This window comes from Paenibacillus sp. LPE1-1-1.1 (assembly GCF_040676435.1).
GTDB lineage: Bacteria > Bacillota > Bacilli > Paenibacillales > Paenibacillaceae > Pristimantibacillus.
Genome location: NZ_JBEGHY010000001.1, coordinates 1809811 through 1824767 on the forward strand (window position 1 = coordinate 1809811; position 14957 = coordinate 1824767).

Sequence of the window (14957 nt, forward strand, 5' to 3'; positions counted from 1 at the left end):
AGTTGTTGTTTATCTATAACAAGAAAGAGCGCCCAATGGGCGCTCTTTTGCAATATGGCTGTTTTCTTAAGAGTCAATGCGCATCATCATTTCCTCAAGCAACCGGATGCGGGCAAACGAGGCGCGCAGCAAGCCGATCCCAATCTCCGGGTATAGGCGGATGAGCCTGGAGACGTTTTCGCCCAGCAGCTTCAGCACCTTTACATCGCCGAGCAAGGCTTGAGCCGTAACCGTGGATGAGGTGCTGTCGAGCGCGGATGTAACGCCGCACACATCACCTGTCCCCAATACGCCGATCGTGCCTTCCCATCCCGCGGCCGAAATGCTCGTGAGCTCTATATTACCGTCAACGATGACGTACATCGCCGGATTCGGCTCGCCCCGCTCCAACAGATTCTCCCCGTCCGGGCAACTATATACCTCGGCAATGTTCGCAATTAACCCTAATTCCTCAAGCGATAAGTCAGCAAAGTAGGGAACCTGCCTAAGAAAGATAACCTTATTTAGCCGGCTCATGATCTGATGGTCGCTTCCCATTTGCTTTCCCTCCTCTATTAACGCTGCTCCTGCAATCTCCCGCCACCAATCGTCATTTCCTTGCAAGGCCGCCTTCAGGATGGCATTAGCATCCTCATCGGTATCCACAGGCTTGCCTTCTTCGCCGCGTTCCAGCACGGTAAGCAAATATTGCGATAACCGCCGCTCTCCCATGCCCTCGGCGAGCACTTCCCAGGCATTGCTGCGGATTTCTTCATCCTCGTCTGCGGCAGCACGCCTAATCGCATCAGCAACCTGTTCATCCGCAAGGTTCGATAAGACTGCCCATACGCCGTCCATAATAAAGGTCCGCACTTCCCGCCAGCGCCGCAATGCAAGCTCGGAAAGCTCCGAATGGCCAAGCTGCTTAAGCGATAACGAATAGCCGGAGGCTGCTTCAAGCTCACTTAACCGCTTCAGCGCCTCGTCGGTTAATACGGTTCGAACCTGTTCCTCTGGGAGCAGCGCCGACAGCGCAGCTACTGCAGAAGTCCATCGCTTCGGCGGCGAATCCGGCAAACTTCCAAATAGCAAAGGTATGGCGTCTTCGCCCATTTGAACGAAGCTTTCTGTGGCCGTACGGAACATTTCCTGGTCCATCATCGGCAGCTTCTCCAGCAGCCTCGGGATAATCGTCAAAATCTGCAGCTTTCCGAGGCAAGCGATAGCGGCTACTCTGGCAGCCGGATGCGATTCATCCGCAAGTCTCTCAACCTTGGATACGAACGCATGCAGCTCCAGCTCCGCGATCACCCGGCAAATATAAACCGATGATTCTCCCCCCTCATCCAAGATGCGGTCAATGACCTCTGCGCAAGCCTCGTAGCTCGGCGCATTGTTGAAGGAGTACATCGCTTTGACTGCCTCGGCGACGACGCTTGGATGCCGGTCAAGCAGCTTTTGCCGCAAAAAGTAGAACGCCTGATGCTCCATATGCTTCATTCTGCCAATTTGTCTTACGCCCTCGGCGCGCATCTCGTCATCCGGGTCCTCTAGAAAAGCCGCTACCTTTACCATCGCATGCAAATCCGCGCTCTCCAAATTCATGGCTCTAACCGCGGCAACGCGAATACGCGGATTCGGGTCGTCGATAAGCTCCAGCAGATCTGGAACATCGCTTGGATTTTGCAGCCTTCCGATAATTTGCAAAGCAATCTCTTTGGCCGAATCGAGCGGCAGCTTCAGCATACTCCTAACCTCTGCAATTGCAGCCTCGTTCCGGCTAAATTCATCGAACTGCTCGGCCAAATCCTGTTCGCCGATCGTCTGTACGCTGCTCACGAGCTCCCGCATATAGAACCTTCTGCCTAACCAAGAAAGCACGAACAACAGAGCTGCTCCTGCCAAACCGACAAACGATAAGGCTGTCCAAGACATACCGAGGCCTGAATGCAAAAACTGCAGGCCCGCGCCTATTAAAATGCCCGCGGACGCCGCAATCCCTTGCGCCGCATAGCGGTAGCTGTCGCGCTGCGCGAGCGGAAGCGTCTTGAAGAAAAGCTGGTAGGACGGCTCCGCGGAGTAATAAAGCAGCAAGTACAGAAGCATGTACCCGATCGAAATAATCGGCAGCGCGGCCGACCCGCCGACAAAAAACAAAGCTCCAGCAAATGAAAGAACGTACACACCCGAGATCGCGGTAAGCATCTGACTTGCTCCAAGCCGGGCCATCAACCTGCCGGATACGGTTTGCAGCAAAAACGCAAGCACAAACAGCACCATCGTAACCATCCCAAAAAACCGGCTGAATGCCTGTTCGCTAGGGAACGACATTTTGGTTACGTTCAGAAATTCGTATTCCATCAGAAAATAAAGAGCTGGCATAAGCGTCATCAACAGGATAACCGTAAGCAAAAAAGGCGACCTCAGCGCATGCTTAAACACGGCCCCCGTAGAAACCTGTTCTTCTTCCTGTCCACTCGCTTCAATCTTAATCGATAATGGAACCAAATAGCGGGTAATCACTTTGCGGTAATTCGGTAAGGCTGCCAGCAGCAGCACGCCTCCGGCGGCATAAACAACTTCTGGGCCGAAAGCAAGGCTGATCAGCTGCGCAAGCAAGCCTGCCGCTACCCCGCCAAGCGTTGCCGAACCAACGAATACAGGCATCAGCCGCTTGGCCTGCTGTGTCGAGCATAAATCGACAGCCAGGCTCCACAGCAGAAGGGTCTGCTGCCTTACGACGAAGCTGGAGGCAATAAATAGAACCGGATAATAGGCTCTCGCCTCGAGGCCGAAGCTTTCCATAACGAGCAAAACGCCGGCATTGACAAGCACGATCCCAAGTAAGAGCCCATATAAGACGCGCATCAGCTTCGGCTTTGGCAATCTAGCGGCAAGCCAGGACAAGAGCCATGCCTCGAGCGGCAAAATAAACGCCTCTGCCGCATAGACGTAAGGCAGGTATTCGCTTCCGAACCTTTGATTGTACAATGTCATGAAGCCGTTATAATTAAGCATTTCCGCTATGCCGCAAATAAAAAAAACAGGTGCCATCATAAGCAGCTTACGCTGATCCTCTGGACGGGCACCCATTGCACGCAATATGCTATCTATTTTCATTTCTCTTTAAACCAGCTTTCGGTGATAGATTAATCGGTCTTCCCCTTCGTAGTAATAATCCGGGCATCTTCCGACCAGCGTAAAGCCGCTTTTTTCAAATAATTGCCGTATCCGGTCATACTCGGGCAAATCGCAGGTATAGGTTACCAGATATCTTGCCTGTATCGCCTTTAAAAAAACATACATTTGTTCAATAAGCATGGCGGCCACGCCTGCCTTGCGGTAATCATGATGCACAACAAGATAATCCCAGCTGTACCCGCCTGTTTTTTGCTCGTTTTCAGCGACGCAGTTGATGCCCACGATCTTTCCTTGCTCATCCTTGGCATACCAGAAGGATAGCTCATTCTTTAGCGCACGGTAAGGAAGCTCGCGGAAATGTACCAGCTCGCCCGGGGTATACCGCGTATCGTCAAATGAATAATCCGATAATAAAAACTTCACGATCTCCTCTGCTTCAACTGTCGTGGATACGCGGTCAATTTTAAACTGTCCCACCAGCATTCATCCTGCCTCCCCGCTCTTCACGGTTATACAGCGAGCGTTCCATTCCAGCCCTCTGTTGAACCCTTCTGGTAATATTCGTCACAAAGATAGAAATAAAGCTTAGCCGCTTTGTCAAATCGATTGATTTTGATGACTTCGATAAAGGTTTCCCTTGCATCGAAGAAGCGCCCCTCTTGGCAAAGCACGATCCCCTTCTCGAACATCGTTTTCGTACGGTCCTTTAAGTTCCGCTCCGTATCCGAATCTCCCTCGTATACATCGATCAGCTCGATCGGCTCATCCTTGCCTTCGATCCGGATCCGGCCGAGCTGGCGGAAGCGGAAGCGCTCCGGTGCGCGAAGCTGGTCATAGAACGTACGCGTTACCAGAATCGATGCGCCCATTGTATCCGACATGCGTTCTAAGGTTGCGGTAATGTTCACGTCATCCGAGATAACGTTGCCCTCCATCCGCTGCTCCTCGCCGACAATGCCTAGCATAAGCGGTCCCTTATGAATGGCCATGCCGAGATCCACGGGAGCGAAGCCCGATGCCTTTAAGCTCTCGTTATAGGAAACGAGCTCACGGCGTATGGAAACGGCGGCGCGCAGCGCATCTTCGTTCCGTGCCGGGAACAGCGCCATAAAGCCAGCGCCCAAATATTTGCTGATCAGCCCCTCTTCCGTTCGAACGAAAGGACTGAAGCGTTTGAGGAACGCGTTCATGAAATCAAAGTTTTGCTTGGGCGACAGCTGCTTCGAGAGCTGGTGAAACGAGCGGATATTCGCTACCATAACGGTCATATTTTGCTGGACTTGATCTCCAAGATGGATATCCGTAATTCCTTTTTTGCCTAAATATTTGAAAATTTGCTGCGGCACGAAGCGGTGCGAAGCTTCGCTAAAGGACGTGATATCCTTGATATAAGTACGGATATGAAGCGCCATCCGGTTAAACTGCTCGCCTAAATCGCCTACCTCATCCTGCGAGCGTATGTTCACCCGCACATCCCAATTGCCGTTTGTCATCTCCATCACGCTTTTGCGAAGCTTGCGAAGCGATGACAGCAGGTAGTACGTAACGGCAAGCACCAAAATAATCAGTACAACGCTGATGAGTACAATATTGCGTATTACGCTTTTATATATGGTTTGATTAGATTGATAGAGGACATTCAGATCGCGGCCCGTTTCATAGACGCCGACGATTTTGCCCGATGAATCGTAGATAGGCCCGATCGCATACAGCCACTTACCGGTTGCATCCTCCCAGCGGTCGGTTACGACCTCGCCATTTTCGACGACGAGACGGTTTAGCTCGTTAACGGGAAAAGGCTTATACATATTCACGCCGTCATCGTCATCCATCATTATGAAAATTTCGCCGTTCTCGTATTTGTACAGCGTGCTGTACAAGCCCTTGCGATTTGCCGGATCCTCGCTTTCAAATAAGAAATTCATTTTGCTGCGAATCGTTTGATAGTCTTTGCTCATATAGTCATTGGGCGACGTTAACCGGTTGAGCTGATCGCCGTTAATGATATTTTGGCCATTTCGCGCAAGCAGTGACAGCTGTCTCTGCATCTCTTCCTCCATTTTGCCGGAGAAGCTGTCATAGATGAAATTGGACAATAGAATCATAGCAATGATCAAAATTGGCACAATAGCGAATACCTGTTTGAAAAACAGCGAGATTCTGCGACCCAGCACCTGTACGTAAAACAGGCGGATGAGGAACAGCGTAATAACGAGCAGGGCTGCTGCCGCAAGCCAGGTTAACCATCCTTTTACAACGGAGCTGCGATCATAGGAAAGCTTCATCCGTACGCTCGCGCTGCTCTTTTCACCATCAAGCTTGACGATGCTGTCGCCTAAAACAAGCTCCATCCGACCTGTGGTATCCATCGTCAGATCCATTATATCCAGGCTTTCTGCCTTCGGCGCCGCCGCCATCAAGGCCGGTTCGTCGATTACCGTTACCATATCGCTGGAATCAATGGCATTCATGCTCGTAACGGCATTCACGAGACGGTCAATAAAATAGAGCCTGCCATTCACGCCGAGCAGCAAACCTTCCGGGAAGTTTTTGCGCGTGCGCTCCATCCCTTCCAGCGGATAAGATAAAACACTTGCTCCATCGGCCTTTACTTTAAAAATAGCGCCGCGTTTCGTAGAATAGTAGATATGATCCGGCTCATAACCTACGATTTCCGATAAGTACCGGTCGTCTGGCAGCTTGAATGCCAGTGTCTCCTCTGGCTTGCCCCCTGCCGCGGACAATCGATGCAGCTTTACGTTTGTATCTTCATTTATGTAGAAGTAGATGCTGTCGCCTGCAACCTGCAGGCCTTTAATCAGGCCAACGCGCTTATTCGTTCCGCTGCCTTTGTAGGTATACAGGAGCGTGCCGCTTGGTTCACCTTTAGGATAGCGGACGATCCGCTCCTCTTGGACATAAAGCCCATAGCCGTCCAATATCGTGTCGAGAACATAGATCGTACCGTCATCCGCAACCGCAATATCGGTAAAATCATGTCTGCTGCCTGCGCCCGCATCCTGACGAATAAGCTCTTCAATCGCTCCCTCGCTGTTAATCCGTACGATTTCTTGGCGGGAGTCGCCGATCACAATGGAGCTTCCATCCGGTCCTGCGGAAGCTTTCGATAAATAATTTAGTGGTTTTTCGGTAGTATAGGGGAGAGTTTGGAAGTGATTCAAATTCGGATAAAGCCAAAAACCGAGACCGATTGCCATAAGTAACAGCAGAGCTATTCCCAACGTGGACCTTCGCATGCGCACCATCGCTTTCATCTTACAAAATTCAACTATTTCCATAGTACTACATGTTTAGCCATTTCGCATCAGAATACTTGTTGATATTCATCGAATGTTAGCTATTTTAGTAGGTTTTTGTTGATGGTACTTATGGCTTATAGTACTATTAAAATAGTAGAAATTAGGAGGGGCAGACTTATGCCTGCCCACTCGCGGAAAGGAATTTTATGGGACAACTAATATGCGGCGGAGCCACGATGCAATGCTCTTTCGGAGCAGCTCCGGGTACGTTCAACGTGCTGCCTGCTAATCGCGTGATGACGGCGATGCCGATCGCGAATATTATGGATAACAAGCCTATGGTTAATATTTTGCCGTTTGGCGTATGCAACTCTATGGCAAATCCAATGGTGGCAGCCGCTACGGCAGCGGCGCTCGGCGTGCTTACCCCTCAGCCCTGCATTCCCGTCACAGCCGCACCATGGGTACCCGGATCGCCGACGGTTCTAGTCGCGAACATGCCCGCTCTCAACAATTCATCCAAATGCATGTGTAACTGGGGAGGCGTCATTCAGTTCGTGAATCCCGGACAAATGACGATACAGGTGCCATGACATGATCGAGCAAATTCTAAACCCCATTATCAAACCCATTAAGCGAAAGATTATCGCACCGCTCAAACGGGCCAAAACACTTCCTAAGCGTTTGCTTGCCGCGCTGCGTAAATGGCTGGTCACCGCTATTTTCGGACCGCTTCGCTCGCTTAATAATTATCTGCGGATCGGCAGCTACTATATTGCGAAGAAGCTCATCGCGCTGGTGCTCGTTATTACCCTTATCATCGTTTATTTCGGATTTATTAGTCCGCCCGCCTTTATTAACAAATGGTTCGGCCGTACGCCTCAGCTGGAAGCTGCCGCCGCTGCGGACAGCGGATTTACGGGACCTGCCTCCATCCTTGATGCGGATGGCAAGCTGTTATTTGAAGGACAACTTGAAAACGGTCAATTCACGGGAAACGGCAAGCTCTATCATCCAAACGGAGAGCTTCAATATCAGGGTGATTTTGCCAAAGGACTAAAGGAAGGCTCGGGCGAGCAATTTGATGAAAAAGGCGTACTATTGTACCGCGGGGCGTTTGCCGCCGATCAATACAGCGGTGAAGGAACGTTGTTTTACCCGGATGGCAAACCTAAATACACAGGCCAGTTTCTTGCTGGCGCATATGAAGGCGCTGGCACGGAGTATGGCTCAGACGGAAGCATCATCTATGCCGGCGCATTTGTAAAAGGCGTGTATAACGGAGACGGCAAGCTCTACAGCGGCAAGGATAAGCTGCAGTATGAAGGCCAGTTCAACAACGGAGCCTATGAGGGTGCAGGCAAGCAATATGACGGCAATGGCCTGCTTATGTATGAAGGCAATTTCCTGGCGGGCAAGCTTTCCGGTCCAGGCAAGCACTATTTCCCTTCCGGCTTCGTAAAATACGAGGGCGCATTCCTGCTCGGCAGCTACCATGGAGCCGGCAGCTTGTTTAACGAAACCGGATCCGTCGTTTATACGGGCTCTTTTGCGAACGGACAGCAAAACGGTACCGGTCAAGTCTTTAACGCTGCTGGCGGAATCATGTATGACGGCAAATTCGTAAACGGCAAATACGAGGGCGTTGGAACACTGTTTGACGCGGACGGCGCACCGCTCTATAAAGGCTTTTTTCGCCAGGGCAGTCTGTATGCGGAAGGCTTCTTGAATATCTCGCTCGTGAAGCTGCAAGAAACGTTAGGCGCACCGGATGCTCCCGCTCCTGCGGAAGAAGCGGCGGACGAAGCTGCAGGCGCAGAGGAATTGCAGCATGATGCAGCTGCGGAATCCGATGCAGCAGTTGGATCGCCATCGCCCGAAGCGACGGCTGCTCAACCAACTGCAACGCCTACGGCTACCCCTGTGGCTTCAGCGGCTTCAGGCGTTTCTGTCACGCCAACGCCTGAATCTCAAAAAAACGAGGTTCAAACGTTGTCTGAAAGCAATGCAGATGCTCCATTGGCTGACGATAAGCCTTTAAATGCAGCGGAATCGGAGGACTCGGAGGCTTCAGGAGAAGGCGCAAATGATACGGTTCCCTCGGAGGGCTTAGCGGACGAAGTCATTTTGCCGCAGACGCTGACATTCAGCGCCATCCAAATGACTTTTGTCCTAGAGGTCGATGAGGATAATCCGGAAGCTTTCTATGTACAGCAGCTAACGACTTGGAATGCAGTCATAATGGAGCAAACCTACAGCCGCTTGTTAGCCGCCAAAACGCCTTCAACGAAAGAAAAACTAGATAACGGGCGCACACGCATCATTTTTAAATCTAACGACATGCTTCTTACCTTCTTAATGAACAAAGACAAGCCTGTACGGCTTGAAATCACGAAAATCGTTCCTGAATCATAGGAAAAGGCAGGCTGAGGAAATATCCTCGGCCTGCCTTTTATTTTGGCTTGCTGCCTTCTTATTCCTGCTGCGATGCGGCAGCCTCTGCAAGTCCTGAATCCGAGGGGTCATCCGCAAGCACGGCAGCCTGCGCAGCGCCCAAGCTCTTGAATGCCCACCAGCGCACCGCGATGACAGATGCCGATGATTCCGTTTCGCCCTGCAGCTTCATGCCAATCCGGAATGTGCCTTTTTCGGGATATACAAGGGTTCCGAGCGATACATTCGGAATATCCGGCTCGAATTCGGTGCCTTTGAATACGTCGCTTTGACCGTGATACACCTTCTTCATCGTACTGGCCGTATCCCCCAATACCGATCGATCGATTTCTTCAAGACCGACTACAACGGAAACCTGCCCCTCGCCTAAGCCGTGCTGGATCTCTTCCGATACGTAGTTTTTCTTGCCCCGCGAGAAGAAGAAGCCTCCGGTTTTGCCAATAGACTCAAGCGCTACCTCCATAGTGCCCGTCGAAATCTCATCGTACAAATGCTGCGGACGCGGAATGCCCAGCTTAAAATCAAACTCATTGCGGTCAGGATGATACTGCACGTCGAGTGTCGGCTTTGCATCGTATTCCAAATCATGCGTCTCGGCGCTTGCAAAAAACTTATGCAGCGACGAAGCGCGCGAGGTTTGCGATAACCGCTGCAGCAGCGACGTGCTTTCAATGTATTCGTCAAACGGAACACGGTCTACCTTCTCGATCATATACGTCGGGCCCATTTGGAGAAGGCTGATTTTGGCTAAGCAGATGCTTTGATCAGCCGCGCCTTCTACGGCTTGCTCCAGCGTCCGCTCATGCCAGTCCTTTAAGATGCGGTTCGCTACGGGCTCGTCCAACACCTCAATGGTATGCTTCGCATTCGTGTCTAACGGAATAGCCGAGTCGCCAATTGTCAGCTTTGCAGCTTGGCACGGAACGGTAAGCTCTGCTTTGCCGCCTGCCTTCAGCGGTGCCTTTACATGGAAGCTCACTGCATATTCCGTTTCCTGCGCATCTCCAGGCTCTGCGAATTGGACCCGTGAACCGTCATTTCCGACAGGGGTGAAACCTGCTGCTTCATAATCATATTGAAACGCAATCCGCGGCGTTTGGAGCGTCTTCTCGACGACAAGCTTGATCTCGACTACTTCGCCGGCATTGACGTATTTAGGCATGCGCTGCGTGATGCGAACGTTCGGGTCCTCATAGATCGTAACCACGTTTTCGAGCAGGCGGACGAATTCGAACGAGGAGGGCGCCGGCGCTTCTTCGTTAATGAACAAACGGTAGGATTCCAGTACCCGGTTATACTCACTTACTTCATCGTTGCGAATAGCCGAGTTTCCGACCGAATGTACGGGCTCCTTGCCCTTCTCGTCATATGCGATGCACAAATATACATTTTTCTTATATTCATTGTTCGTGAAGCCCTCAATCATGGACAGCTTCAGCGTAACCGGCGAAGGAATGACCAGCTCGCGTCCGATATAATCGATCGCAACGCCCATTTCGACCGAGATCGTTTTATCGTCCACCGCTACAACCTGCATGCCGGATAACACGCCGCTGCCGTAAAGCAAACGGTTCAGCAGCCTTCTTTTATCATTGAAATATTTCTGCTCCGACTCGAAATCGCGCACGGTGAGCAGCTTCCCGTAAAAATAACGATTTCTCTCAAATGGATACAGCCTCGATTTTTTCACCTGTACCGCTCCTTCGCGTTTTTATATTATTCCAGCTCTGAATCCATTTCTAAGCGGGTATGCACATCCAAGCGCTTCTCCATGCCGACGTCTACGATCAACGTATCGTTTGGCATCGTTCGTTCCGGGTTCAGCTTAAGCAGGGACGGCTCCGTCAGCACCGTATTAATGCCTAGGTACGTATGCAGATCCAGATACATCCAAGGCTGCAGCAGCACAAGCTTCGCCTCCGTAAATGCCGGCTTTTGTTCGTCCAGCAGCTGCTCGATAACGACCCGCTGCTTCTCGGTCGGAGCCTGCTCCGGCTTCAGCAGCACCGTAAAGGTGTAAGGATCGCCGCCGTACAGCTGATCCGTCAAGTGGCGCAGCTCGGCATTATCGCGCATTGCTTTCGTTTGAAAATATTCCACGATCAAAGGCGATATACCGGTATAAATCTCGATCGTTTTCATCAAGCCTTGCCGCGTCCCCCGGTAACGATACAGCTCCGGCGCTGCCTGGATAAATGCTTGAACCTGTTCATCGGTCCAATAATCATCGGTTTCCAGACCGACCCAGGTCGCCAGCCAGCGCAAATGCTCGCCTGTTGCCCGTTCCGGATCGATATACCTCGATAAATCCTCGATTTCCTCCTCGATCCCGGAAAATAAAGTGCCGAATAATGATAAATAGCGTTCAAGAAAATCGCGGCTAGCCGGGTCCTCTTGGTAGACAGCCGGCAAATAAGACAAGTAGGTATCCCTAGGAAAGTATATGCGCATCGACTCCAAAAGAGGCGTATACCTTTCAGAGGCGATCCATTCCATTTTTAACCATAAATAACGGCCCTTTGCCCCAAAAAACAAGGCATCGTTCGGGTTAATAACGGGCTTCGACCAGAAGCCCTCCAGCCCCTTCAGCTTCTCGCGGTAAGGAATTGTCGAATCCGTAATCCAATCGTCAACTTTTCGGTACCTGCCGTTAATGATGCAGCTGTCATCATTTTGGCTGAAATAAGAAATATGCAGCTGCGTTCCGTCAGGGATAAACGTCTCAAGCGCCATTTTATGCCAGACGGTCTCGGCTTCTGCGCTGTCAAACGCCTGCGAAAGCCAAACCCCCTCGGGAACGCCCGTTTCCTCCATCAGCAGCGTCTGCGGCTGCAGGTTCAAGATCGTTACGTTTCCGTCTTCGCCGTTTAAGATGTACATGCGGTCCTTTTCATCGATCAACAGCTGATCCGCTTTGCCGCGAAAGCCCGTCACGCGCCCAATTGTCTCGCCGAGGGCATTCCATTGCGTAATGAACCGGTCATCCTCGCTTACCTGATCCATTTGCCGCGTATCGCCGATATAAAGCGTTCCGCCGCTGTCAACGCAAAGCCCCGCATACGGCAGTGAGGGAAGCTCGCTTTTTACGCTCATGCGCCCGCTTGCCTGAAAGCCGAACAGCCTTGCATATAACGTATCGAATATATAAAGCTCGCCCGAAGACGATATCGCCATAAAATAGGTTCGGTTCAAATGCCTCAGCTTCGCCCGAACATGCTGGGTAAAGCCCGGATCGCTCCAGACGCCGGCCACTGCGCCGCCAAGCGTAAATTGGACAATGCCCAGCTTCGCGCCTTCTGCAATCGTCGGTTCATCCGCCCCCTTGTCGAGCTCAAGCGGCGTCAGTACGTAGACATAACGTTTATCTGCCGCAATCGCAAGCGGATGCAGGGGAATGCCGTCGGCCTCTTCCCCGACTCGCGACCAAATGGTTTGTCCATTGCCTGTATGGTAAGCCGCTACCGTTCTCTCGCTCGTCCGGTCGGCCGCAAATAAAAGGTCGCCTGAGGCGGCCAGTCTGGCATCGGCGCTAAATAAACCGTGTCCCTGCGTAAACAATCGTTTATGGTCTGAATTGCGCCGGTCGTAAATCCATAAATCCGCGCGCTCATCCAGCAAATACATATGCTCATGCTGCGAGACAGCCAGCTCCTTCACGGGTGCCGTGCCAGCGAGCTCATTAAGCAGAAGCGTCCCTGCGATTCCATATCTGTTATCGCGGCGAACGCCGTATCCGGCTGCGTGGTACCCGAGATTATAACTGATACCGCGCTGCCAGTCATGCCCGCGGTTGATCGAGAAAAAGTGGTTTTGTCCGTTCATGCTGTACCTCCTTTGCAGCCGATTACCGCGATGCTACAGATGCGTGCGACTAATAAGTTCAATTTCATGCTGACCTGAGAAGACGAGCCCATGCGGCGGCAGGATGATATCGCCACCCGCGCTTTTCCTCACATGCGGACCCTCCGCGTCAATCCATAGATCCTGTATGTAAACGACGCCGCTTCCCATGCTTAACGCGCTGTAAATATCGCCTTTATACACGGATCGGCCAAAGGCCCAGCCTTTCGCCCCATGCTCGCCGTCAAGCGGACGCAGCAGCTGTTTCAACTGTTCAACCAGCCGCTGGCCTTCATCTACGAATTGCGGCTCCACGACAACGACGGCGTTGACGGTCACTTTAATATAGACCGGGGGAATGACATGCACTTCTGTCGTAACCAGTCTTCTCGTGTCAAGATGGCGTTTGACGGTCTGAAGAAATCCGGCGCTTGGCGTCGGTGTATCGGTCAGCCCATAGGGGACAACGACGACCGAAATTTGGCCAGCGGCTGTTTCCCTCGGATAATCAGCCAGTCCCGGCTTGAAGAGCGGAATCGCATGGACTCTGGCGACGGCTGCGCCTGGCGTTGCTCTTGCAAGCGTTTCGTAATCCTCGTTCGTTACCGCGCGGAACGTATGCTTTAACTCAGCTTGCGCTCGCTGCAGCGTGATCGGCAAAGTTTCCGCTTCGGCTCCGCCTGATGCGAATCCGGGGTTGTCCACCTTAATATGAAAAGCCCTTTGCGTGTCGTTTACCCATTCCGAAATGAGATGCGGCTTCACATTGCCGCGGTCGCCGCCGCCAAGCTCGCACGCAGTCAGCATAATATTCGTGTCTAGGCCCGCAGCCGGAATAGCACCTCTTTCCCCGTTGCCGAAATGAATGAGCCTTTTCACGGGATCGTATACGAAATGAAGATCTCCCGGCTTCGAGCGGTCAAAATCATCCACTCTGGTCCAGTCCTGCCATTTGTAAATGCCCTGAGGCTCCAGCTCGCCCACCTGCAGGCGAAGCGCATCGCGTTTCTTGCAGGATAAATGGTAAAGCTCGAACGTCTGGCTAGGCAGTCCGCTGCTGCGTCCAATCTGCCGGTAGAGATCGAAATCGGGCTCGCTTGCAAGAACCCTTACCGTCTCGCCGGGGGGCGGAATCGCGCCGGATGAGCCGTCGCTAAACCGTATCGTGACCCGGTCAAGGGATTCATGCCTAATAACCGTATAGATATTGGGCGGACGGTCCATTTGGGGCAATGCATCAAAGGAAGCGGCTTCCTGCCAGTATTGCCAAGCACCGTCTGCATCCCGAACTTGAACGCGTATTTGGCCAAAAACAGCCAAGTAGGTTTCAATCTGTATTTCTTCATTCAGTTCACCTTTAACCGGGCATTCAATCATTTCGCTTAGGGTGTTTTTCTGCTTGGCTGCTACGGTATGCAGCATAAGCTGCCGGATGCGGGGCGGCATTTCATAGCCTGCCTCCTCCACCGTCGCGCAAATCCAATTGCGCGCTTGTTCGCTTGCAGGGTGAACCGTTACGCTGCGCATGCGCGATTTCAAACGAAACGTTAGTTTTCCGCTCAGCGTCAGGTGGAGAGTCTCGTCCTCTATAATCTCGACCGGCATCCAACCCTCTGCGCCAGTCACATCATCTAAGCAGTAAGCCTTCCACGAAAGCCGTGCTGAGGGAGAAATCGCCGAGCGGTTCACGGCCAGCGTTTGCTCCGAATCCTGATGGCTATCCGCGCCGGTTTCCTGCAGCTTTATGTTAATCGTTACCTGCTCCTGCGCCTCCAGCTCCCGATCGAAGGAAAGATACAGCTTCGAGGCTGCCTTTGCATCCTTGCCGAAGGCATAAAAGGCGACGTTCGCATGGTCATTTGTGGCCGTTACGTCATTTGCTTCCCGTTCCGTCCGGGTAACGATCCGGTCCAGCGCGAGCGGCGTAAGCGCTATGGAGGCTTCCGTCTCAAACATCTGGTCCTCGGCCATCAGCTTCGTGCCGCGCGGCAGCGTTAACGGTTGATTCACGTTCGAAAACTGAATAACCGCTCTCGATGAGCTGGCATCCGCGGGCGTGACACCGAGCAGATCAAGAAATCTGCGTTTGTTTTTCTCGGGCACGCGGCCGATGAAATAACGCTGCATCTCCGTCAACCACGCGAACAGCTCAATAAACGTAATCCCGGGGTCATGCGCGTTTTCGTCCGTCCACTCCGGTACCCGCTTAGGGATCAGCCTTCTTGATTGCTGGACGATTTCTGCATAGGTACGGTCGTCCAAGGGCAGCCTTGGCAGCATAGG

8 protein-coding genes are annotated in these 14957 nt (G+C 52.1%); 2 read left to right on the plus strand and 6 right to left on the minus strand.

All coding sequences use genetic code 11. The annotated features are described in order from the left end of the window. Window positions 1-66: 66 nt before the first annotated feature. Genes MRBLPE1_RS07885 through MRBLPE1_RS07895 form a run of 3 tightly spaced genes read right to left on the minus strand, consistent with a single transcriptional unit; the run spans window position 67 to window position 6362 of the window. Window positions 67-3099: an Npt1/Npt2 family nucleotide transporter gene (locus MRBLPE1_RS07885; RefSeq protein ID WP_364143701.1), complete on the minus strand. Its 3033-nt coding sequence runs from the start codon at window positions 3097-3099 to the stop codon at window positions 67-69. Between the two features lie 6 nt (window positions 3100-3105). Then, window positions 3106-3603: a GNAT family N-acetyltransferase gene (locus MRBLPE1_RS07890; RefSeq protein ID WP_364143704.1), complete on the minus strand. Its 498-nt coding sequence runs from the start codon at window positions 3601-3603 to the stop codon at window positions 3106-3108. 26 nt (window positions 3604-3629) lie between these two features. After that, complete coding sequence (locus MRBLPE1_RS07895) at window positions 3630-6362, minus strand: adenylate/guanylate cyclase domain-containing protein (protein ID WP_364143707.1); 2733 nt, start codon at window positions 6360-6362, stop codon at window positions 3630-3632. Between the two features lie 224 nt (window positions 6363-6586). Here MRBLPE1_RS07895 and MRBLPE1_RS07900 point away from each other — a divergent pair, with 224 nt between their 5' ends. Beyond that, entirely contained in the window at window positions 6587-6973 is a 387-nt protein-coding gene (locus MRBLPE1_RS07900) for a DUF4280 domain-containing protein (protein ID WP_364143710.1), read from the plus strand. Between the two features lies 1 nt (window position 6974). Next, the gene (locus tag MRBLPE1_RS07905) at window positions 6975-8795 is read left to right on the plus strand and encodes a hypothetical protein (RefSeq protein ID WP_364143713.1); all 1821 of its coding nucleotides are present in this window, start codon (window positions 6975-6977) and stop codon (window positions 8793-8795) included. Between the two features lie 58 nt (window positions 8796-8853). On the opposite strand, the gene MRBLPE1_RS07910 is transcribed toward MRBLPE1_RS07905, so the two are convergent. The 3 genes from MRBLPE1_RS07910 to MRBLPE1_RS07920 are packed head-to-tail and all read right to left on the minus strand — an operon-like array spanning window position 8854 to window position 14954. Further along, entirely contained in the window at window positions 8854-10524 is a 1671-nt protein-coding gene (locus tag MRBLPE1_RS07910) for a hypothetical protein (RefSeq protein WP_364143716.1), read from the minus strand. Window positions 10525-10550: 26 nt separating this feature from the next. After that, the gene (locus tag MRBLPE1_RS07915; protein ID WP_364143718.1) at window positions 10551-12656 is read right to left on the minus strand and encodes a phage tail protein; all 2106 of its coding nucleotides are present in this window, start codon (window positions 12654-12656) and stop codon (window positions 10551-10553) included. 33 nt (window positions 12657-12689) lie between these two features. Further along, window positions 12690-14954, minus strand: coding sequence for a putative baseplate assembly protein (locus tag MRBLPE1_RS07920; RefSeq protein WP_364143720.1), 2265 nt, complete (start codon window positions 14952-14954; stop codon window positions 12690-12692). Between the last annotated feature and the right edge of the window lie 3 nt (window positions 14955-14957).